Origin of the sequence: Kocuria sp. LUK (genome assembly GCF_021012935.1) — a bacterium.
Taxonomy (GTDB): Bacteria; Actinomycetota; Actinomycetes; order Actinomycetales; family Micrococcaceae; genus Kocuria; species Kocuria flava.
The window spans coordinates 596,010-616,946 of record NZ_JAJMZI010000002.1 but is presented as its reverse complement, the minus strand read 5'-3'; the positions used below and the strand labels follow the sequence as shown (position 1 = coordinate 616,946).

At 77.7% G+C, this 20,937-nt stretch carries 22 protein-coding genes; 14 read left to right on the top strand and 8 right to left on the bottom strand.

Going from position 1 to position 20,937, the window contains the following annotated elements:
- Positions 1-14: 14 nt before the first annotated feature.
- Positions 15-806, bottom strand: a complete 792-nt coding sequence (locus LQU92_RS05590) for a nitroreductase family protein (protein ID WP_147050702.1) — start codon at positions 804-806, stop codon at positions 15-17.
- A 29-nt stretch (positions 807-835) separates the two neighbouring features.
- Positions 836-1,210, bottom strand: coding sequence for a hypothetical protein (locus LQU92_RS05585; RefSeq protein ID WP_230778577.1), 375 nt, complete (start codon positions 1,208-1,210; stop codon positions 836-838).
- A gap of 84 nt (positions 1,211-1,294) precedes the next feature.
- Between LQU92_RS05585 and LQU92_RS05580 the strand changes: the two genes are divergently transcribed.
- The 5 genes from LQU92_RS05580 (at position 1,295) to LQU92_RS05560 (ending at position 7,181) form a co-directional block, all read left to right on the top strand.
- Positions 1,295-2,056, top strand: a complete 762-nt coding sequence (locus LQU92_RS05580; RefSeq protein WP_230778575.1) for a methyltransferase domain-containing protein — start codon at positions 1,295-1,297, stop codon at positions 2,054-2,056.
- A gap of 53 nt (positions 2,057-2,109) precedes the next feature.
- Positions 2,110-3,321, top strand: coding sequence for an NAD-dependent epimerase/dehydratase family protein (locus tag LQU92_RS05575; protein WP_230778572.1), 1,212 nt, complete (start codon positions 2,110-2,112; stop codon positions 3,319-3,321).
- Between the two features lie 5 nt (positions 3,322-3,326).
- Complete coding sequence (locus LQU92_RS05570; RefSeq protein ID WP_230778566.1) at positions 3,327-4,457, top strand: glycosyltransferase family 1 protein; 1,131 nt, start codon at positions 3,327-3,329, stop codon at positions 4,455-4,457.
- A 137-nt stretch (positions 4,458-4,594) separates the two neighbouring features.
- Positions 4,595-6,004, top strand: a complete 1,410-nt coding sequence (locus LQU92_RS05565; protein ID WP_230778565.1) for an MBL fold metallo-hydrolase — start codon at positions 4,595-4,597, stop codon at positions 6,002-6,004.
- 316 nt (positions 6,005-6,320) lie between these two features.
- Positions 6,321-7,181, top strand: a complete 861-nt coding sequence (locus tag LQU92_RS05560; RefSeq protein ID WP_230778550.1) for a hypothetical protein — start codon at positions 6,321-6,323, stop codon at positions 7,179-7,181.
- Between the two features lie 58 nt (positions 7,182-7,239).
- Here the strand turns inward: LQU92_RS05560 and LQU92_RS05555 are convergent, their stop codons facing one another.
- The gene (locus LQU92_RS05555) at positions 7,240-7,866 is read right to left on the bottom strand and encodes a response regulator transcription factor (RefSeq protein ID WP_230778547.1); all 627 of its coding nucleotides are present in this window, start codon (positions 7,864-7,866) and stop codon (positions 7,240-7,242) included.
- Positions 7,863-9,146 (bottom strand): sensor histidine kinase, encoded by a 1,284-nt coding sequence (locus tag LQU92_RS05550; RefSeq protein WP_230778545.1) that lies wholly within the window; start codon positions 9,144-9,146, stop codon positions 7,863-7,865. The genes LQU92_RS05555 and LQU92_RS05550 overlap by 4 nt, the downstream gene beginning before the upstream one ends.
- Positions 9,147-9,392: 246 nt before the next feature.
- On the opposite strand from LQU92_RS05550, the gene LQU92_RS05545 reads away from it, so the two are divergent.
- Both LQU92_RS05545 and LQU92_RS05540 read left to right on the top strand, forming a co-directional pair.
- Complete coding sequence (locus LQU92_RS05545; protein WP_230778536.1) at positions 9,393-10,499, top strand: ABC transporter permease; 1,107 nt, start codon at positions 9,393-9,395, stop codon at positions 10,497-10,499.
- Between the two features lie 2 nt (positions 10,500-10,501).
- Positions 10,502-11,317: an ABC transporter ATP-binding protein gene (locus LQU92_RS05540; RefSeq protein ID WP_101850974.1), complete on the top strand. Its 816-nt coding sequence runs from the start codon at positions 10,502-10,504 to the stop codon at positions 11,315-11,317.
- On the opposite strand, the gene rlmC is transcribed toward LQU92_RS05540, so the two are convergent.
- Positions 11,281-12,408, bottom strand: coding sequence for a 23S rRNA (uracil(747)-C(5))-methyltransferase RlmC (rlmC, locus tag LQU92_RS05535; protein ID WP_230778527.1), 1,128 nt, complete (start codon positions 12,406-12,408; stop codon positions 11,281-11,283). The genes LQU92_RS05540 and rlmC overlap by 37 nt on opposite strands.
- Positions 12,409-12,517: 109 nt before the next feature.
- Here rlmC and LQU92_RS05530 point away from each other — a divergent pair, with 109 nt between their 5' ends.
- Positions 12,518-13,249, top strand: a complete 732-nt coding sequence (locus LQU92_RS05530) for a GAF and ANTAR domain-containing protein (protein WP_230778525.1) — start codon at positions 12,518-12,520, stop codon at positions 13,247-13,249.
- Positions 13,250-13,264: 15 nt separating this feature from the next.
- On the opposite strand, the gene LQU92_RS05525 is transcribed toward LQU92_RS05530, so the two are convergent.
- A complete protein-coding gene (locus LQU92_RS05525) occupies positions 13,265-14,335 on the bottom strand; it encodes an FUSC family protein (protein ID WP_230778523.1) in 1,071 nt (356 codons plus the stop codon).
- Between the two features lie 87 nt (positions 14,336-14,422).
- On the opposite strand from LQU92_RS05525, the gene LQU92_RS05520 reads away from it, so the two are divergent.
- The 3 genes from LQU92_RS05520 to LQU92_RS05510 all read left to right on the top strand — a co-directional run bounded on the left by LQU92_RS05520 (position 14,423) and on the right by LQU92_RS05510 (position 15,574).
- Positions 14,423-14,830: a CrcB family protein gene (locus LQU92_RS05520; protein WP_101850978.1), complete on the top strand. Its 408-nt coding sequence runs from the start codon at positions 14,423-14,425 to the stop codon at positions 14,828-14,830.
- Positions 14,827-15,198, top strand: coding sequence for a CrcB family protein (locus tag LQU92_RS05515; RefSeq protein ID WP_101850979.1), 372 nt, complete (start codon positions 14,827-14,829; stop codon positions 15,196-15,198). The genes LQU92_RS05520 and LQU92_RS05515 overlap by 4 nt, the downstream gene beginning before the upstream one ends.
- Before the next feature lie 118 nt (positions 15,199-15,316).
- Entirely contained in the window at positions 15,317-15,574 is a 258-nt protein-coding gene (locus LQU92_RS05510) for a hypothetical protein (protein ID WP_101850980.1), read from the top strand.
- A 125-nt stretch (positions 15,575-15,699) separates the two neighbouring features.
- Here the strand turns inward: LQU92_RS05510 and LQU92_RS05505 are convergent, their stop codons facing one another.
- A complete protein-coding gene (locus LQU92_RS05505) occupies positions 15,700-16,527 on the bottom strand; it encodes a VOC family protein (protein WP_230778515.1) in 828 nt (275 codons plus the stop codon).
- A gap of 211 nt (positions 16,528-16,738) precedes the next feature.
- Here LQU92_RS05505 and LQU92_RS05500 point away from each other — a divergent pair, with 211 nt between their 5' ends.
- From LQU92_RS05500 to LQU92_RS05490, 3 genes are all read left to right on the top strand, one after another.
- Positions 16,739-17,737 (top strand): zinc-binding alcohol dehydrogenase family protein, encoded by a 999-nt coding sequence (locus LQU92_RS05500; protein WP_230778510.1) that lies wholly within the window; start codon positions 16,739-16,741, stop codon positions 17,735-17,737.
- A 79-nt stretch (positions 17,738-17,816) separates the two neighbouring features.
- Positions 17,817-19,466 carry a DUF4389 domain-containing protein gene (locus LQU92_RS05495; RefSeq protein WP_230778507.1) on the top strand — a complete coding sequence of 550 codons (1,650 nt, stop codon included), beginning with the start codon at positions 17,817-17,819 and terminating at the stop codon, positions 19,464-19,466.
- A 91-nt stretch (positions 19,467-19,557) separates the two neighbouring features.
- Positions 19,558-20,094, top strand: coding sequence for a flavodoxin domain-containing protein (locus LQU92_RS05490; RefSeq protein ID WP_101850983.1), 537 nt, complete (start codon positions 19,558-19,560; stop codon positions 20,092-20,094).
- A gap of 30 nt (positions 20,095-20,124) precedes the next feature.
- Here LQU92_RS05490 and LQU92_RS05485 read toward each other — a convergent pair whose 3' ends face one another.
- Positions 20,125-20,913: a DUF6544 family protein gene (locus LQU92_RS05485; RefSeq protein ID WP_230778505.1), complete on the bottom strand. Its 789-nt coding sequence runs from the start codon at positions 20,911-20,913 to the stop codon at positions 20,125-20,127.
- Positions 20,914-20,937 lie beyond the last annotated feature (24 nt).

Here is a 20,937-nt window from a genome sequence, read left to right as displayed (position 1 = left end):
GACCCGCGACCGGCTCAGTCGTCCCAGCCCTCCTGCGGGCTCGCGCAGGTCTCCCGGAAGACGTACTGGGAGATCCGCCGCCGCTCCCGCGAGGACCAGTCGATCGCCGGCCGGCGCTGCTCCTCGGGGACGTAGCCCAGGCGGTAGACGGCCATCAGCTCGAGGTCCTCGGGCACCTGCAGCAGCTCGACGATCTCCGCCCACCGCTCGGGGGCCTCCATGGGGAAGGACACGAACTGGATGCCCATGCCCAGCTCCACCGTGGTCAGCCACAGGTTCTCCATCGCCGCACCCATGGAGAACAGCGAGTAGAACCCGGACAGCTCCCCGGGCCGGTACTCGCGGCGGTCGAGCATCACGCCGAGCAGCATCGGGGAGCCCGCGACGAGCTTCCGGTTCTCGGCGCCCAGGGTCTGCGGGACCCGCAGCCGGTTCATCAGGGCCTGCCCGCCCGGGGTGAACGCCTTCTTCGTGAACGGGCGCAGCACCGCGGGCAGCCGGTCGAAGAGCATCCCGAAGCGCTGCTCCTCCATCTCCTGGGCGCTGAAGCGGAAGTAGCGCTTGTACCGGTCGAAGAACGTGCCCTCCGCCATCACCTGGGTCATGGACTCCCCGCTGATCCGCGCGATCCGCTCGATGCTCGCCCGGTCCTCGACCACCACGAACCGCCAGGGCTGGCTGTTGAACTGGGACGGGGCCGCGGCGGCCGCCCGCAGCAGCAGCCGCTGGTGCTCGGGATCGACCGCCCCGGGCAGGAACGGGCCGTTGGTGGTGCGGCGGCGGAAGACGACGTCGAGGAACTCCATGGGGTCTCCGGTTCGGTCGGGGCGGGTGGTCACGGGCGGGCGGGCCGGGCGGCCGCGAGCGCGGCCGCGTAGCAGGGGGCGGCGCAGAGGGCGAGCAGCGCGTGCCGGCGGGGGTGCCCCTGGGCCGGGGTCCCGGCGCGGGGCAGGACCGCCAGCGGCACGAGCGCGGGGGCGAGCACCAGGGCGGCGCGGCGGGCCCGCGGCGCGGCGGAGAGGGCGCAGGCGGCGGTCGCGGCGGCGGTCGCCGTCGTCGTCGTGGTGTAGAGCGCGTGGTGGACCCAGCGGAACCGGCCGGTGTGCACGAGCCCGAGCGCGACGCCGGCTCCCAGGGCGGCGTTGGCCGCCCAGCAGCCCGCGGCGGCCCCGATCCAGGCCGGTGCGGCCGTGCGCACGGCGTCCCCCATGCGTGCCCTCCCTCCGACGGCTCCGGGTCCGGAGGCGGCCAGTCTATCGAGCACGCACCCGGCGCCCTGGTCCAGGATGGGACCATGTCGACACGCAGGGCCCGCCCCGACTTCTCGCGGCGCGACGCCGAGCTCGCCGAGCTGATGGACGACCCCGCCTGCGACCTCGCCGCGCTGCACCGCACGTACGCGCGCTTCGGCCTGGTCAACCGGCTGGTCGCGGGCTGGGCGCGCACCTGGCGCCGGACGCTGCTGCCCCTGGCGGCCCGGGAGGGCCGGCTGAGCGTCCTGGACGTGGGCTGCGGCGGGGGCGACCTCGCCCGCGCGCTCACGGCCTGGGCGGCCCGCGACGGCGTGTCCCTGCGCGTGACCGGGGCGGACCCCGACGAGCGCGCCCAGGACTGGGCGGAGCGGGCCACGGCCCGGTGGGCCGCGGGACGGCCGCGGCTGGCGCCCCCGTCCTTCCGGGCCGTCACGAGCGCGCAGCTGGTCGAGGCGAGCGAGCGCTTCGACGTGGTGGTCTCCAACCACCTGCTGCACCACCTGGACCCGCCGGCGCTGCGGGCGCTGCTGGCGGACTCCGAGCGGCTGGCCCGCCGGCTCGTGGTGCACAACGACCTGGTGCGCAGCGCCGCCGCCCACCGGCTGTGGTCGGTGGGCGTGCTGCCGCTGGCGCCCGGGTCGTTCCTGCGCACGGACGGGATGCGCTCCCTGCGCCGGGCCTACTCCCCCGCCGAGCTGGCCGGCCTGGCCGGGCCGGGCTGGACGGTGGCCCCCGGCTCCTACGCCCACCAGCAGCTGGTCCGCACCCGTTCACCTGCCGGTCACGCGGACCCCGCACCCTGAACACCGAACCACCACCAGGGGAGGCGTCCCGCGCCTCCCGGAACGGAGCACGGATGAAGATCGCGATCCTGGGCGGCGACGGCTTCTGCGGCTGGCCCACCACCCTGCACCTGTCCGCGCGCGGCCACGAGGTGCTCGTCGTCGACGACCTCTCCCGCCGGGCCGTGGACCGGGAGCTGGGCACGGAGTCCCTCACCCCGGTGCGCTCCCTCGACGAGCGCCGCGCGGCGTGGGCGGAGCGGACCGGGCGGCGGATCGGCTTCGCGCACCTGGACCTCTCGCGCGACTACGAGGCGTTCGTGGACCTGCTCGTCACCGAGCGCCCGGACGCCCTGGTCCACTTCGCCGAGCAGCGCGCCGCCCCGTACTCGATGCGCTCGCCCGGGCACAAGCGCTACACCGTGGACAACAACGTCAACGCCACCCACAACGTGCTCGCCGCCGTGGTGGAGTCGGGCCTGGACGTGCACGTGGTCCACCTCGGGACCATGGGCGTCTACGGGTACGGCACGGCGGGGATGCGCATCCCGGAGGGCTACCTCGACGTCGAGGTGCACGGCCCGGACGGCCCCGTGGCGCAGCAGATCCTCTACCCCGCCAGCCCGGGGTCGGTCTACCACATGACGAAGGTCCTGGACCAGACGCTGTTCGCGTTCTACGCCAGGAACGACGGCGTGCGCGTCACCGACCTCCACCAGGGCATCGTGTGGGGCACCGCCACGGCCGAGACCGCCCTCGACGACCGGCTCGTCAACCGCTTCGACTACGACGGCGACTACGGGACCGTGCTCAACCGCTTCCTCGTCCAGGCCGCGGTGGGCCACCCCCTGACCGTGCACGGCACGGGCGGGCAGACCCGGGCGTTCATCCACCTCCAGGACACGGTCCGGTGCGTGGAGCTGGCCCTGGCCCATCCGCCGGCGGCCGGGGACCGGGTGAAGATCTTCAACCAGATGACCGAGACCCACCGGGTCCGCGACCTCGCCCGCCTCGTGGCGGAGCTGACCGGCGCCGAGGTGGAGTTCGTGCCCAACCCGCGCCAGGAGGCGGCGGAGAACGACCTGCACGTGGTCAACGACGCGTTCCTGGACCTGGGCCTGGAGCCGACCACGCTCTCGGCGGGCCTGCTGCTGGAGATCGAGCAGACGGCGGTGCGCCACGCCGACCGCGTGGACCCCCGGCGGATCCCGGCGACCGCCGTGTGGAACCGGCACCGCAGCCCCGGCCTGCCCGCCCGGCGTCCCGCCGCGCGCGTCGGCGCCTGAACCGGATGCGGGTCGCGCTCTACACGGACGTCTTCGCCCCCCACGTGGACGGGGTCGTCACCCGCCTGCTGCGCACCCTGGAGCAGCTCGGGGAGCTCGGCCACGAGGTGCTCGTGCTCACCCCGGGACGCCCGCCGCGGCACTGGGGTCCGCACCCGGTGGTCCGGGCCCCCTCGCTGGCGTTCCCCTGGTACCCGGACCTGCGGGCCGGGCTGCCCGGACCGCGCGCGGAGCGGGCCGTCACGGCCTTCCGCCCCGACGTGGTGCACGCGGTGAACCCGGTGTGGTTCGGCGCCTGGGGCGTGCTCTCGGCCCGGCGCCGGCGGCTGCCGCTGCTCGCGTCCTTCCACACGGACGTCCCCCAGTACATGGACGCCCTGGGGCTCGGGGCCCTGCGCGGGACCGCCGAGCGGTGGATCCGCACGACGCACAATGCGGCGCAGGTCAACCTGTGCACCTCCGCGCCGATGCTCGAGCGGGCCGCCGCCCTGGGGGTGCGCGAGCCCCTCCTGTGGCCCAAGGGCGTGGACACCGTCCTGTTCCGCCCGGACCGGGCCCGCCCGGCGGTGCGCGAGCGACTGACCGGCGGGCACCCGCGGGAGCGGCTCGTGCTCGCGGTGGGCCGGCTCTCGCGCGAGAAGAACCTCGAGGCGCTGCGCGAGCCCCTGCGGCGGCTGCCGGGGACCCGGCTCGCCCTCGTGGGCACCGGCCCGCACCGGGCGGCCCTGGAACGGGCCTTCGCCGGCCTGCCGGTCGTCTTCACCGGCCCCCTGGCCGGGGAGGAGCTCGCGGCCGCCTACGCCAGCGCGGACGTCCTCGCGTTCCCCTCGACGACCGAGACCCTCGGCCTCGTGGCCCTGGAGTCCCTGGCCAGCGGGGTGCCCGTGGTGGGCGCCCGGGCGGGCGGGATCCCCTTCGCCGTCGACGACGGGCGGACGGGGCTGCTGGTGGACCCGGGACGGCCGCAGGAGCTGACGGCCGCGCTCGCCCGGCTGCTCGACGACGACGGGCTGCGGGCGAGGATGGGCGCCGCCGGCCGTGCGGAGGCCCTGACGCTGGACTGGCGCGCCGCGACCGAGACCCTCGTGGGTCACTACCGGTCGGCGGTCGAGCGGCACGGGCCGCTGCGGCGCTGAGTCCGGGACCACCCGCAAGAGATACCCCAGGGGGTACTTGTGTCATACCCTAGGGGGTATTACCGTAGGACTCGAAGCGACCGGGGGAACCCCTCCGGGAGCACCGAGAACCCCGCACCACCGCGAAGGAGACAACCATGCTGCTCGAGCGCATCTACGACGAGGACCTGGCCCAGGCGAGCTACTTCATCGGCTGCCAGCGCAAGGCCGAGGCGGTCGTGGTCGACCCCCGCCGCGACATCCAGGTCTACCTGGACCTCGCGGCCAAGAACGGCATGCGCATCACGGCCGTCACCGAGACCCACATCCACGCCGACTACTTCTCCGGCACCCGCGAGCTGGCCGCCGCCACCGGCGCCACCATGCACGTCTCCGCCGAGGGCGGGCCGGACTGGCAGTACGAGTTCGAGGCCGAGCGCCTGCACGACGGCGACGAGATCCGCATCGGCAACATCGTGGTCGAGGCGGTGCACACCCCCGGGCACACCCCGGAGCACCTGTCCTTCCTCGTGACCGACGGCGCGTTCAGCGACCAGCCCGGCTACATGCTCACCGGCGACTTCGTCTTCTCCGGCGACCTCGGCCGCCCGGACCTGCTCGACGAGGCGGCCGGCGGCGTGGACACCCGCTTCCTGGGCGCCCAGCAGATGTTCCGCAGCCTCCGGGAGAAGTTCCTGACCCTGCCCGACCACGTCCAGGTCTACCCGGGCCACGGCGCCGGCTCCGCCTGCGGCAAGGCCCTGGGCGCCATCCCCTCGACCACCGTGGGCTACGAGCGCCTGTACTCCTGGTGGGGCCACTACGTCGCCTCCGGCGACGAGCAGGGCTTCATCGACGAGCTGCTCGAGGGCCAGCCGGACGCCCCGTTCTACTTCGGCCGCATGAAGCGGCAGAACCGGCAGGGCCCGGCCGTGATGGGCGAGCGCGCCCCGCTGCAGGAGCTGCCCGCCGAGCAGGTCGCCGCCGACCTCGAGGCCGGGACCGTGACCTTCGTGGACACCCGCTCCGCCGCGGCGGTGCACGAGGGCACCGTGGCCGGCGCCCTGAACGTCCCGGCCGGCGGCTCCGTGGCGACCTACGCCGCCTGGGCCGTGGACCCGGAGCGCGACGCCCGCCCGCTCGTGCTGCTGGCCGACGGCCAGGAGGCCGCCCAGGAGTACTGGGACCACCTGGTCCGCGTGGGCATCGACGCCGTGGCCGGCTACGTGACCGGCCTCGAGGGCCTGCCGCAGGAGACCCCGCGACTGGTCCGGCCCGAGGAGGTGGAGTCCTTCGAGAAGGCCCTGCTGCTCGACGTGCGCGCCAAGAGCGAGCACGCCGCGGGCGCCGTCCCCGGCGCCACCCAGCTGCACGGCGGCCGGGTCCTGTGGAACCTGGACGGCCTCCCGGCCGAGGGCACGATCGTGACCTACTGCCAGAGCGGCATGCGCAGCTCCGTGGTCGCCTCGACGCTGCGCCACGAGGGCTTCGACGTGGTCGAGCTCGACGGCAGCTACGCGGGCTGGCTGGCCCGCCAGGGCGCCCTGGAGACCGCCTCCGTGCGCTGACCGGGCCGGCGGGCACCCCGCCGCCCGCACCCCGACCGGCAGCCCCGGCCGCACCCGCGGCCGGGGCTGCCGCGCGTCCGCGCCCTGTCCGCACAACTGGTGCTGGTCAGTGGCACCTACGGGTGCGTAGCTTGAGCCCAGCAGCGGTCCTCCGGCCCCGTCCGGGCTCCAGGCAGCTCCACGGGCCCGCGCACGCCCCGGGGACCACGCGGGACGGCCCCGTCCCCTCCGCCCGGAGGAGCCCGGCCCGCCCGCGCGCTGGCACGGCCCCCGCGGGAAGCGCCCGCAGGGCACGACGATCGGAGATCCGGACGCGATGACGACTGCCACCCCCGAGCCACGCCCCGCCCGCCGCACGGCGCGCCGCTGGACCACCGCCTCCACCACGGCCGCCCTGCTGGCCGGGAGCCTCGTCGCGGGGGCCCCCGCGGCCTCGGCCGCCCCGGGGGCGCCCGCCTGCCCCGAGGCCACCGCCGCCTTCGAGACGGCCGTGGCCGGCACCGGCATCACCCCGGAGGCCCTGGCGCAGGTGGAGCTCTCCGCCGAGGCCGTCGCCGCCGCCGAGGCCCGGTACGCCGCCCTGGTCGGCGGCGCCGGCGGGCCGAGCCTGCAGGAGCTGGAGCAGGCCGCCCAGCAGCTGGCGCTGGCTCAGGAGTCCGGGGACCCGGCGGCCGTCGCGGCCGCCGAGGCCAGCCTGGCCGAGCTCGACGCCCAGCTGGGCACCGCGCTCGAGGGCGTGGACCCCGCCGCCGCACAGCAGGCGGTGACCGAGTCCACCGTGGTCCTCGACGGCCTGCTCGCCCAGCTGGGCATCGACCAGGCCACGGCCGCGCAGCTGGCGGGGCTGCTCGAGCAGGCCGCACTGGCCTGCGGGGCCGCCCCGGCCGCACCCGTCCCGGCCGCACCGGCCCCGGCGGCGCCCGCCCCGGCCGTGGAGCCGCCCGTGGCCGCCCCGGTCGAGGCCGCACCCGTGGCCGCTCCGGTCGAGGCCGCGCCGGTGGTCGCCGCCCCGGTCGAGGAGACCGCGGCCGCCCCCGCAGGCGTCAACCCCGGCTTCGACGTCCAGACGGCCGCCGACGCGCGGTCCTCGGGGACCCCGCTCCTGCTCACCGGTGCGGGCGGTCTGCTGCTCGCGGCCGCCGCGACCGTCCTCGTGCGCCGGCGGGTCCGCGCCTGACCGGCCCGCACCCGGCCCGTCGTCGTCCGCCCGGCCGGACGACGGGGCGGGCGGGGCCTCAGATGATCCGCTCGGCGCGGGCGCGGTCGACCGCCCGGGTGCGGTTGTCGACCCCGAGCTTGTCGTAGATGTGCACGAGGTGGGTCTTGACCGTGGCCTCGGAGATGAACAGGGCCCGGGCCAGCTCGCGGTTGGTCGCCCCGGTGGCCAGCCGCCGCAGGATCTCGATCTCCCGGGCGGTCAGGGCCGTGGCCGGGGCGCCCAGCCGGTGCACGAGCCGGGCGGTGACCGCGGGCGAGAGCACCGGGCGCCCGGCCGCGGCAGCCTGCACGGCCTCGCGCACGGCCTCGGGCGGGGCGTCCTTGAGCAGGTAGCCGGTGGCGCCTGCCGTCATGGCGGCGACGACGTCCGCCTCCGTGTCGTAGGTGGTCAGGACCAGCACCGGCGGCCCGCCGGCGGCCGTGATCCGGCGGGTGGCCTCGATCCCGTCCATGCCGGAGCCCATCTGCAGGTCCATGACGACCGCGTCCACGGGCGGGTGCGCGCCGGCGAGGACCGCGAGCGCCTCCGCGCCGTCGGCGGCCTCGGCGACGACCGTGACCCCGCCGGCGCCCTCGAGCACGGCGCGCAGTCCGGCCCGGACCACGGGGTGGTCGTCGACCAGCAGCACCCGCACGCCCGTCACCGCGCCCGTCCCCGCTCCGCCGGCCGCCCTGCGGCGGGCGCCAGCGGCAGCCGCACCCCCACCACGGTGCCCCCGCCGGGGGCGGACTCGACGGTCAGCCCGCCGCCCAGCTCCCGGACCCGGGCGTCCAGCCCGGCGAGGCCGAAGCCGTGGCCGCCGGCGCGGCGACCCGGCGGCCGCGCGGGGTCGAACCCGCGGCCGTCGTCGTGGACGTCGAGGGAGACGGCGTCCGGCCAGCCGGCCAGGGTGACCACGGCGGTGCGGGCCCCGGCGTGCTCGGCGACGTTGGCCAGGCACGACTGCGCCGCCCGCAGCAGCACCGCGCTCTGCTCGGGGCCCAGCACGGGCGGCTCGCCCTCGGCGCGGAACCGGCACTCCAGCTCGCCCCCGGCGGCCCGGGCCCGCTCGGCGGTGGCCGCGCACAGCTCGGCCAGTGCCGCGGGCAGCCCCGGGTCCAGGGCCGGGGAGCCGAGGTCGCGCACGAAGCGGCGGGCCTCGGCCAGGTTCTGCGCCGCGGTGGCCTCGATGACGCCCAGCCGCCGGCCGGTGAGCTCCTCGTCCCGGGCGGCGAGGGAGTCCCGCGCGGCGCGGGACATCAGCACGATCGAGGCCAGCCCCTGGGCGAGGGTGTCGTGGATCTCCCGGGCGAGGCGCTCGCGCTCCCCCGCCCGTCCGGCCTCCCGCTCCCGCCGGGCCAGCTCCCACCGGGCGGACTCGAGCGCGCGCACGGTCCGGCGGTGCCGCTCGGCCTCGCGGTAGAGCGCGCGGTAGACGCGTCCGGCGACGACGGCGGAGACCGCCCCGACCACCGGCCCCACCGCCATGGCCGGCGCGAACGCGCCGGGACCCGCGTGCAGGTACTGGGCGAGCGCGACCACGGCGGTGAGCCCCGCGACGACCGGCAGCGCGGCCGCCCGCGGCAGCAGGACGAGGTAGACGAAGAAGAGGGGGAAGACCACCCAGGAGAAGTCCGGGCTGAACAGCGTCAGCGCGCCCCACAGGAGGGTGATCGCCGCGAGCCAGGGCAGCGCGAGCCGGCGCGGGTCCCGCGCCGAGCGCCCGGTGGCGGCGCGGCTCTCCACCACCGTCCCCGCGAGGTAGGTCAGGGCGAGGACGGCCGCCAGGCCCAGCACCGGCAGGGGCCCGCCCGGCGGGGCCTGGCCCGCCCGGGACTCCAGCAGGACCCGCAGCACCCCCAGCAGGAGCAGCCCGGCGAAGCCGACGTGCAGCGTGACGCGCAGGGCACGCAGCAGGGCGGTCGTCGAGCGGTCCTCCTGCACGCTGCCTCCTCCGGCTCCCGGTGCCCTCCGGCGGCCCGGCGGGACCGGGCCGACCGGGGAGCTCCCGGCCATGCTACGGGCGCCGCCCCGGTGCCGGATCAACCGTTCGGTCGATCCGGGAGCCCACCGGACGGCGCCGGCGGACCGACCGTGCGGGCGATGGGCGGACAGGGCCGCGGGAGCAGGCTGGGAGCACGGGCGCCGCCCGTCCACGACCACCGCACGCACCAGCACCCAGGAGCACCCGTGTACCTGTCCCTCCGCGACCTCCTCTTCGCCCGGGGGCGCTTCGCCCTCGTCGGCGGGGCGGTCGCCCTCGTCACCCTGCTGCTCGTCCTGCTCACCGGCCTCACCGAGGGCCTGGGCCGGCAGAACACCTCGGGCCTCGAGCGCCTGGAGGCCGCCCGCATCGTGCTCGACGCCCCGGCCGACGGCTCCGGGGAGGCCTCCTTCACCGACTCCGCGCTCACCGCCGAGCAGACCCGCACCTGGGCGCGCACGGCCGGGGCCCCCGCCGTCGAGCGCCTCGGCGCGGCCCAGACCCGCGCCGAGGCCGGCGGCTCCGCCGCCGCGGTCGCCGTCCTCGCCCTGGAGGAGGACACCGGCCTGGCCCCCGGCCTCCGGGCCCTCGAGGGCCGTTCCCGACCGGGCCCCGGCCAGGCCGTGCTCAGCGCGACGGTGGCCGAGGACCTCGGGGTGGGCCCCGGGGACACCGTGCGCCTGTCCTCCGCCGCGCTGCGGGTCGCGGGCGTGACCGAGGACGTCCACCACAGCCACCTGCCCGTCGTGTGGGCCGCCGTCGCCGACCTGCCCGCGATCGCGCACCTGGGCGGGGACGCCGCGGCCACCGCGCTGGCCCTGCCCGCCGCCGGGGACCCGCCGGACGCGCAGGCCACCGCCGCCGCGGACGCGGCGGCGGGGACGGTCACCACCGACACCCGGGGGGCGTTCGCCGCGCTGCCCGCCTACGCCTCGGAGCGCGGGTCGCTGCTGACGATGCAGGGCTTCCTCTACGGGATCTCCGCGCTGGTGGTCGTGTCCTTCCTCACCGTGTGGACGCTCCAGCGCACCCGCGACGTCGCGGTGCTGCGGGCGCTGGGCGCCTCCCGCGGCTACCTGATGCGCGACGCCCTGGCCCAGGCCGCCGCGGTGCTCGTGCTCGGCGCGCTCGCCGGCGCGCTCGCCGGCGGGCTGACCGGTCTCGCCGCCGGCACCGCGGTGCCCTTCGCCACGGGGCCCGCCACCGTCCTGCTCCCGGCCCTCGGCGTGGTCGTCCTCGGCGGGGCCGGTGCCCTGCTCGCGACCCGCCGCGTCTCGTCCGTCGATCCCCTGCTCGCCCTCGGAGGCAACTGACCATGGTTCCCGCACCCGCTCCCCCGTCCGCCGCGCCCGCCGGCGCCCGTCCCCCGGCCCTCGAGCTCGCGGGGGTGGACCTGCTGCACCCCGACGGCACGGACGCCGCCGGGCGCCCGCGCACGGTCCGGGCCCTCGACGGCGTGGACCTCACCGCACGGGCGGGAACGGTCACCGCGCTGGTCGGGCCCTCGGGCTCGGGCAAGTCCTCCCTGCTCGCCGTCGCCGCCGCCCTCGTGCGGCCCACCGCGGGCTCCGTGCGCCTGGACGGCCAGGAGCTGACCGGCCTGCCCGAGCCGGAGCTGGCCCGGGTGCGCCGCACGCGGATCGGGGTGGTCTTCCAGCAGCCCAATCTGCTGCCGTCCCTGACCGCCCTGGAGCAGCTCGTGCTCACCGCCCACGTGCGCGGGGCCCGCGGCGCACGGCTCGCCGGCGCCCGGGAGCGGGCGGCCGGGCTGCTGGAGCTCGTGGGCCTGTCCGCCGCGGCGGGCCGGCGCCCGCACCAGCTCTCCGGCGGGCAGCGCCAGCGCGTGAACATCGCCCGGGCGCTGATGGCCCGGCCGCGGGTGCTGCTGGCCGACGAGCCGACCGCGGCCCTGGACCGGGAGCGCGCGCGGGAGATCACCGAGCTGCTCGTGGCCGCGACCCGGCGCTTCGGCACGGCCACGGTGCTGGTCACCCACGACCCCGGCCTCGTCCCGCTGGCCGACCGCTGCGCGACGGTGCTCGACGGCCGGCTGCGGCTCGGACCGGCCCCGGCGGACCGGGGCCCGGACGGGGATCAGGCGGCGCGCTCGAGCAGCACCATCACCTCGTAGTGGCGGGTCTGCGGGAACATGTCCAGCACCCGTGCCCGGCGCGGCACGAGGGAGGGCATCGCGGCGAGGTCTCGGGCCAGGGTGACGGCGTTGCAGCTGGAGTAGACCACGTGCGCCGTCCCGGAGGACTCCAGCCACCCGGCCAGCCGCGGCCCGATCCCGCGCCGCGGCGGGTTGACGACCACGAGCTCGGGCGCCTCCCGCGCGGCCAGGGCGAAGGCCGTGGCGTCCCCGGCGGCGAAGTCCACCCCCGTCAGCCCGGCCTCGCGGGCGCTGAGCCGCGCGGAGGCCACGGCCTCGGCGCTGGTCTCGATCCCGGTGACCGTGCGCCCCGGGGCGGCCACGTGCAGCGCGAAGCCCCCCACGCCGCAGTAGAGGTCCCACACCGTTGCCGGGTCCAGCTCGTCGGCCCACTCGCGGGCCTGCCGGTAGAGGGCGGCGGCCACCGCCGTGTTGGTCTGGAAGAAGCTGCGCGGGCGCAGGTGCAGCACCACGTCGCCGAGGGCCATCGGCAGGGTCTGCCGCTCGGTGAGCACGATCTCCTCGGGGCCCTCGAGCACCGCCTTGTGCTCCGGCTGGAGGTTGACGGAGACCACGGCCAGCCGCGGCAGCTGTTCCCGCAGCGCGGGCAGGTGCTTGCGGATGCGCACCACGGACTCGGTGGAGCGCAGCACGAAGCGCAGCATGAGCTCCCCCGCGGGGGACTCGGTGAGGATCAGGTGCTTGAGCTCCCCGCGCCGGGCCGGCACGTCGTAGGGCACGAGGGAGGCCCGGGTCACGAACGCGGCGAGCGCGGGCAGCGCGGCGGTCAGCCCGGGGGCGGCGATCCCGCAGCGGCGCAGGTCCACGCCCCGGCCCTGCTCGTCGAGGATGCCGAGGGTCGGCCCGTCCGCGGTGCCGCCCACGACCATCTTCGCCTTGTTGCGGAACCCGGACTCCGGGCCGGCCACCGGGGGCAGCCACTCGAGGCCCGGGCGCTCGCCGATCAGCCCGCGGCAGTGCTCCTGCTTGCCGGCCAGCTGCTCGTCGTGGGGTCGCCCCATGAGGGTGCAGGAGCGGCACGCCCCGGCGTCGTGGTAGTCGCACTGCATGGCCCCCGAGTCTACGCGGGGGCCCTTGCTAGAGTGGCGGGGCGCCGCGGCGGGAGTGCCCCGGCGCCCGGCGGGCCCCCGCCGGGAACGACCGAGGATCGGACGGGACATGACCGAGCACGCGGCGGGCCCCGCGCCCGCGGAACGGCTCCAGGACCTGCTGCTGGAGAGCGAGGACATCGCGGGCTTCCTCGAGGAGTTCACCCGCACGATGGCCGCCGCCTTCTCGGGCGGCGGGCAGAGCCACTGCGCGGTGACGCTGATCCGCCACCGGCGCGGCACCACCGTGGCCTCCTCCAGTCCGGAGGCCGCACTGCTGGACGAGGTGCAGTACGGCTTCGGGGAGGGCCCCTGCCTCACCGCGGTGCGGGAGCGGCGCACGGTGCACGTGCCGGACCTGCGCACCGACGGCCGGTGGCCGGCCTATGCCGAGGCCGCCGGGAAGGTCGGCGTGCGCGCCGTGCTCGGGGTCCCGTTCGAGCTGGGGGACGAGGCGCAGGCGGGCTTCAACGTCTACGCGGAGCGCCCGGGGGCCTTCGACGACGACACCGTGCGGACGGTGCAGCGCGAGGTGCTGCTGGCCTCGAAGGGCCTGCGGCTCGCGGTGCGGCTGGCCCGGCACCGGGAGGAGCGGGAGGACCTGCGGGCGGCGATGCGCTCGCGCACCCCGATCGACCTCGCCGTGGGCATCGTGATGGGCCAAAACCGCTGCTCCCAGGAGCGGGCGGTGGAGATCCTCAAGGCCGCCTCGAGCCACCGCAACGTCAAGCTGAGCGACCTCGCCGCCGACCTCGTGGCCACGGTGGGCCGGGGGCCGGCCGCGACGCACTTCGAGACCTGAGCCGGGGCGGGCCCGTCAGCGGGCCCCGGCCCGGGTGCTGCCGGCCTCGGGGGCGGTGGGCGGGGCGAGGACGTCCACGAGCCGCCGCAGGTCCTGCGCCGCGGCCAGCACGAGCCTCCCCTCCTGGTCGGTCGGGTCGACGGGTCCGTCGAAGAGCCGGTCGAGCCGGGAGCGCACGGACGCCGCGCCCTCCCCGGGGTCCTCGCCGTCCGACCACGCCCGCACGCACGACGCGGCGGCGCGCACGGCCTCGGCCAGCCGGTCCGCGACCTCCTCGGAGATCCGCCAGTCGCGCCGGTCGGGATCGTGCAGGGCCCGCAGCACGTCCGTGAACCCGCGCACGTGGAAGACCAGGCGGTCGAGGACGTTCAGCGGCCGGTAGCCGGGGTCGAGCCCGCGGCGCCGGCGGCGCAGCACCGCCCGGGGGTTGCCCCGGGCGGTGAGCGCGGACTCGTCGACGGCCTCGCGCACCTCGCCGGTGAGCCGCACGAGGTCGTGGTTGCGCTGCTCCCAGTCGCGCCCGCCGCTCGCCCCGGGGCTCTCGAGCTCCCCGGCCACGTCCTCGAGGTAGTCGACGACGGCGCCCTGCAGCCGGTTCAGCTGCAGCCGGGCGCTGCGGAAGTCCAGCGGCGGCAGGACCGTCACGTTGACGAGCAGCCCGATGCCCACGCCGACCGCCATCTGGACGAGGTAGCCCATCGAGTAGTTCTCCGCGTCCTGGCCGCCGATGATGAGCACGAACACCGCCCCCGCGGGGACGTAGTCGGCGCCCGCGCCGAGGCGGCGGATCCCGGACAGGAGCACGCCCAGGCCCACGGCCACGCCGATGGTCAGCAGGTTGGGGTCGCCCACGAGCAGCACCCCGGCGGCGAGCAGGATCCCGAGGGCCAGCCCGGCGAGGGTCTGCAGCCCCGTGCGCACCGAGCCCATGACGGTCGGGTACATGGCGCAGATGGCCCCGAGCGGGGCGTAGTAGGGGTACTGGTCGATGACGCCCGGCATGCGCTGGGCCACGACCCAGGACAGGGACACGGCCAGGGCGGCCTTGACGGCGAGCAGGACCCGGGGCCAGCGGATGGTGTGCATCCGACCGATGATACGGACCCGCCGGTAGGATCGTCCCGCCCGCCGTGCGCACCCGGCCGCCGCGGCCCGCACCCGCCAGGAGGACCCGTGCCCCGACCGCCGCACCGGAGACCGCTGCTGATCCTCGCCGTGGGCGCGGGCGGGGCCGCCGGCACGGGCGCCCGCCACGGGCTGGCGCTGGCGCTGCCGCCGGCCGCCGGGTGGCCGGTGGCGACCCTCGCGGCGAACCTGCTGGGCGCCTTCCTCCTCGGGCTGCTGCTGGAGGCCCTCGCCCGCCGCGGCGCGGAGACGCCCCGCCGGGAGCTGCTGCGGCTGGGCCTGGGCACGGGCGCCCTGGGCGGGTTCACGACCTTCTCCGCCCTCGCCCTGGAGACCGAGCGGCTGCTGGCCGGCGGCGCCCCCGGCCAGGCGCTGGGCTATCTCGTCCTGTCCGTGACGGGCGGGTTCGCGGCCTGCCTGGCCGGGGTGCTGCTCGCGGGACGGGGGCGGCCGTGACGGCGCTGCTGGTGTGCCTGCTGGGCGGGCTGGGGGCGGTGGCCCGGTTCACGGTCGACGGTGCCGTGCGGCAGCGGTGGGGCGGGACGTTCCCCGTGGGCACGGTCGTGGTCAACGTCACCGGCTCCCTGCTGGCGGGCCTGCTCGCGGGCGCCGCACTGGCCGGCGCCCTCGGCGGCACGGCGGCCACGGCGGCGGTGGCCGGGTTCTGCGGCGGGTACACGACGTTCTCCACGGCCATGACCGACACGGTCCGCCTCGCCCGGCAGGGCCGGGTGCGCCGGGCCGCGCTCAACGCCGCGGGCACGGCCGCACTCACCCTCGCCGCCGCCGCCGCGGGCCTGACCGCCGCCGCGGCGCTGCGCTGAACCGCCGCCGCGCGGCCGGGCGCCGGACCGGCCGGGCCCTGGGTAATCACCAGCAGGCTTGCTACTGTGGCCGGACACCGACCCGGCGTGCGAACGCCCGCAGAGAGCGAGGACAACCATGGCCGAGATCAATCCCGAGGACGCCCGCCACGACCCCGAGAAGGCCCGCAAGGCCCTCGACGAGCAGGACGGGCGCAGCTACGCGGGCGACACCCCGCCGGACGCCGGGGTGGGCGTCGGCCCGGACAACCCCGATCTCGACGTCGACCGCCCGGGCGACTCCGCCAAGGGCAAGGTCTGGATCGGCGTGATCGTGGGTCTCGTGGCGCTGTTCGTCCTGCTGTGGTTCGTCGGCGCCGTGGTGGGCATGTTCTGAGCCCCCACCGCTGATCCGCCCGGACCGGGGCGCCGCCGTGCCGGCGGCGCCCCGGTCCGCACGCGTCCGGGCCCCGCGCCGCCCGCTCCCGTGCGCCGCTGACCCCCGCCGCCCGGGGCGGCGCGTCAGCGGCGCAGCCCCCGGCTCCAGGAGTGGTCGTCCCAGTCCTCGGAGCGGGGTCCCGTCATGGCGAAGCGCTCCCCGTCGGGGCCGGCGACGAGGACCAACTCGCCGTAGCCGAACTCCTCCGGCTCGCCCAGCAGCGACCCGCCCGCGGCGACGACGGCCTCGGCGGCGGTCTCGGCGTCGTCGACCTCGAAGCACACCCACCACATCGGGGGCGCCTCCCGCAGGGGGTCCACGTCCGGGGCGGGCACCCCGATCCCGCCGCCGCGCTCGGAGCCGGGGACCGTGAAGGCCGCGTACGCCTCGTGCCGGGTGCCCAGCTCCTGGTAGGCGTAGCCGAAGACCGCGGCGTAGAACCGCTCGGCGGCCCGCTGGTCGCGGGTCATCAGCTCGCACCAGGCCACCGTCCCGTGCCCGCCGACCACGCTGAACCCGGTGTGCCGCCCCGGCTGCCAGACCCCGAACGCGGCCCCGGTCGGGTCCGCCCACACGCCCATCGACCCGAAGTCCCCGACCTGCACCGGCTCGAGCACCGGGCGGGCCCCGGCGGCGACGGCCGCCCGCCCGGTGGCCGCGAGGTCGTCGGAGGCGAGGTAGACCGCCCAGGCGTGCGGGTCGTCCTCCGCCCCCGGCAGCCCCGGGGAGAGCCCCGCCACGGGCTCCCCGGCCACGAGCGCGTTGCAGTAGCCCCCGAAGGCGGGGTCGGAGGGCGTGAACCGCCACCCCAGCACGGCGGCGTAGAAGTCCTGGGACCGGTCCAGGTCCGAGACCATGAGGTCTGCCCAGCACGGGGCCCCCGGGGGCCACCGGTCGACGCGCTCTGCCACGGTCCGCACCTTCCCTCGTGCCGCGCGCGGGCCGCCCGGCCGTGCCCCCATGGTCCCCGCCCGGCCCGCCGTTGGGAACACCCCGGCCGGCGGGGCGGGGATTAACATTGCGGGCGCTCTTCCGGGGGCCCGGGGGCGTTCCTACACTCGGAGGCAGACGAGGGGCCGCGGCCGCGGCCGCGCCCCGACCACGGGGGACGGACGGGCGGCCATGCGTGCTTGGTGGATCGAGGAGCCCGGGCCCGTCGAGGGCGGGCCGCTGCGCTTCGGCCGCTGCCCGGACCCCGTCCCCGGGCCCGGCGAGCTGCTCCTGCGGGTGCGCGCGTGCGGGGTCTGCCGCACCGACCTGCACCTGGCCGAGGGGGACCTGCCGCTGCACCGCCCCGGGGTGGTCCCCGGCCACGAGATCGTCGGTGAGGTCGTGGGCCTGGGCCCCGGCTGCACCCGCTTCCGCCGGGGCGAGCGCGTGGGCGCCGCGTGGCTGCGGCACACCTGCGGGCGCTGCCGCTTCTGCCGCCGCGGCCGGGAGAACCTGTGCACCGCCCCGCGCTTCACCGGGTGGGACGCCGACGGCGGCTACGCGGAGCGCACGGTCGTCCCCGAGGCCTTCGCCTACCGGCTGCCCGAGGTGTTCGACGACGTCGCGGCCGCGCCGCTGCTGTGCGCGGGCATCATCGGCTGGCGGGCGCTGAAGCTGGCGGAGCTGCCGCCCGGCGGCCGGCTGGGGATCTACGGGTTCGGGGCCTCGGCGCACCTGGCCGCGCAGGTCGCGGTCCACCAGGGCGCCGAGGTGCACGTGCTGACCCGCTCCGAGCGGGCGCGCGAGCTGGCCCGCGAGCTGGGCGCCGCCTCCGTGGGCGGTGCCGCCGACCCGCCGCCGCGGCTGCTCGACGCCGCCGTGCTCTTCGCCCCGGCCGGGGAGCTCGTGCCGCCGGCGCTGCGGGCGCTCGACCGCGGCGGGACCCTCGCCGTGGCCGGCATCCACCTCAGCACGATCCCTGCGCTCGACTACGCCGCCGAGCTCTTCCAGGAGCGCCGGTTGCGCAGCGTCACGGCGAACACCCGCCGGGACGGCGAGGAGTTCCTGCGCCTGGCCGCGCGGCTGCGGCTGCGGCCCACGACCGTCCCCTACCGCCTCGAGCACGCCGACCGCGCGCTCGCCGACCTCGCCGCGGACCGGCTGACGGGCGCCGCCGTCCTGCGGGTCTGACGCCCCGCGGCACCGGTCCCGCGCCGGCGCCGCACCCGACGCCCGGCCGCGGCCGGGCCCGAGCCCACCGGGGGATCCCATGACCGACCGTCCCGTCCCCGCACCGACCGCCCCGCACCGGCCGCCGCCGCGGGCCCGGCCGGGCCAGTGGGTGCTGCTGGTGCTCGGCACCGTCCTGACCGTCCTCGGCGCGGGCTCCCTGGTGCTGGGGCTCGTGCTGGCCGGGGCCGCGGCGGCCCAGGACGACGGCCGGTGGCTGACCGGCGGCACCGAGCGCCACCAGACCGTCGGGCGCGCCCTCACGAGCCCGCCCGCGCAGCTGGACACCGGCGGCGCGCCGCTGCCCGAGCTGCCGTTCCTCGACCCGGACGACCAGCTCGCCGCCGTGCAGGTGCGCGCCGGCGCGGTGGACCCGGCACAGGAGCTGTTCGTGGGCGTGGCCCCCACCGCCGACGTCGAGCGCTACCTCGAGGGCGTGCCCCGCGCCGAGCTCGGCGAGGACACCCGCGACGACGACCAGCAGGAGGCCCCCGTCGGCGAGCGCACCCCGGAGCGCCCCGGCGAGCAGCCGTTCTGGGCGGTCTCCGACCAGGGCACCGGGACCCGGGAGGTCGCCTTCGAGCTGCGCCCGGGCCGGTGGAGCCTGGTCGTGATGAACGCCGACGCCTCGGCCCCCGTGTGGGTGGACCTGCAGGCCGGGGCCCGCTCCGACCTGCTCGGCCCGCTGTCCACCGGGCCGCTGGTGGGCGGGGCGGTCGCGCTCGTGCTCGGCCTGCCCCTGCTGCTGCTCGGGGCCGCGGGCCTGGGCCGCGACGCCGACCCGGAGCTGACCCGGGCCCGGCCGCGCGGCCGCGGCGGCCCCTCCGCCCCGGCAGCTCCCCCGCCCGGGACCGGCCCCGGGGCGGCCCGGGCCGAGGCGCCCGACCGGGCGCCGTACCCGGTCGCGCTCACCGGCCACCTGGACCGGGGACTGTCGCGGTGGCTGTGGCTGGTGAAGTGGCTGCTGGTGGTTCCCCACGTCCTCGTGCTGGCCGTGCTGTGGCCGGCGCTGGTCGTCACCACGGTCGCGGCGGGGCTCACGGTCCTGTTCACCGGCCGCTACCCCCGGCCGTGGTTCGCCTTCGCGGTCGGCGTGCTGCGCTGGAGCTGGCGGGTGGGCTTCTACGCCTACTCGGCGCTGGGCACCGACCGGTATCCGCCGTTCACCCTCGCCTCCGCCCCCTACCCGGCGGACCTGGCGGTGGCCCGCCCCGAACGGCTCTCCCGCGGGCTGGTGCTCGTGAAGTGGTGGTTGCTCGCGATCCCGCACCTGCTGGTCCTGGCCGTGCTCACCGGCGGGACGGGCGGGACGACCACGGCCCGGGACGCGGAGGGGGACGTCGTGACCACCACGGGCTCCTGGAGCCCGTCCCTGCTGGGCCTGCTCGTGCTGGTCGCGGCCGTGGCGCTGCTGTTCACCGGCCACTACCGGGAGGAGCTCTTCGCCCTCGTGGTGGGGATCAACCGCTGGGTCTACCGGGTCGCGGCCTACGTGCTGCTGCTGCGCGACGAGTACCCGCCCTTCCGGCTCGACCAGGGCCCGGTGGAGCCGGCGCCGCCCGGGCCGGCCACCCGCCCGGCCGCCGAGCCGCCCGAGCCGGGCCGGGCGCCCTCCCCGCCCCCGCCGGAGCAGGGTCCGCCGCCCCCGGCCCGGTCCGACCCGGGGGCACCGCCCCCGCCCTGGGCCTGAACCGCGGGGACCCGGCGTCACGGAGCCGCCGGGAGCGCGCCTCCGGGGCCGGGGGCCCTACCCTGGGAGCACACCGGAGGAGGTGGCAGGAATGCGCGTTCTCGTCGCGTGCGCCAGCGCCCACGGCTCGACCACGGGGATCGCCCGCCGGATCGGCGAGGTCCTGGAGTCCCGGGGCTGCACGGTCGACGTCGTGCCGATCGCAGCGGACCCGGACCCCGGCGGCTACGACGCGGCCGTGCTCGGGAGCGCGATCCACAACCAGGCGTGGCTGCCGGAGGCCACCGCGTTCGTGCAGCGCCACCGGGACGCCCTGCGGGCCCGCCCGGTGTGGCTGTTCAGCGCGGGCATGTCCGCGGCGCTGCCCCGGCCCGTGCGCGGGGCGGCGCACAGGGCCCAGGACCGGCGGATGGCGGCGGCCCTGCGCGACCTCGTCCGCCCCCGCGGCCACCGGCTGTTCTCCGGGCTGGCCCGCCCCGAGCAGTTCCCGGGCGCGGTGGGCCGGGTCGCCCGGGTGCTGGGCGTGCGCTTCGGCGACCACCGCGACTGGGACGCCGTCGCGTCCTGGGCCGGGCAGATCGCCGGGGAGCTGACCGCCGAGCACCAGGACGCCCCCGGACGGTCCTGAGCGTCCCGCCCCCCGGGGCCGGGGAACGGGTCAGCGCAGGATCACGCCCTCGATCCGCGCCCGGAAGAACTCGCCCCCGGCCTGCCGGGCGGTGCCCCGGTCCCAGCCCGCCCACAGCCGCTCGGGCAGCCGCACGCCGCCGGCGACGACCTCCCCGGTGAAGTCCGCCCCGAAGGCCCGGCGGGCGAAGCCGGTGCCGTCCGGGTCGCCCCAGCGCTGCATCCGCAGCTCCGTGAGCCGGCCCCCGGGGTCGACCCGGAGCGTGCAGTCCTCCCGCTGCCCGCCGAGGTCCCAGGACAGCACCGCGGTGTCCGGGTCCGGGCCCGCCGACCACACCGCGCCCAGGCAGGCGGTGGGCACCGTGACCGACTCCCCGGCCAGGCGTCCCGCCGCGCTGCGGTCGACGTCCGTCCCGCGGCCCGTGACGACGGGCACGAGCCCGAGGACACGCCAGCGCAGCTCCCCGCCCTCGGGGCCCCAGGCGTCGAAGCCGGTGACCGGCAGCCCCAGCACGCGGGTGCGGGCGGCCCAGACGAAGCCGCGCCCCGGGGCGAGCAGCTGCCGGGCCCGGAAGCGCCGCCAGCGCCCGCCCAGCCGGATCCGCCCGGTCATCACCACCTCCGCGGTCGTCCACGCGGGCGTGCCCGGCGGCACGGCGTGCTCCAGCCACCGCCGCGCCGGCTCGGGCAGGGCGGCCAGGCGGGCGCGGTCGGCGGGCGGTGGCACCGTCGTCGGCAGGAGCCCGGCCCACCGGTCCCGCGCCGCGCGCGGCACGGAGCGCGGCACGGCCGCCGCACGTCCTCGGGGAAACACGTCCACGGCTCTCTCCTGCCCGGCGCGACG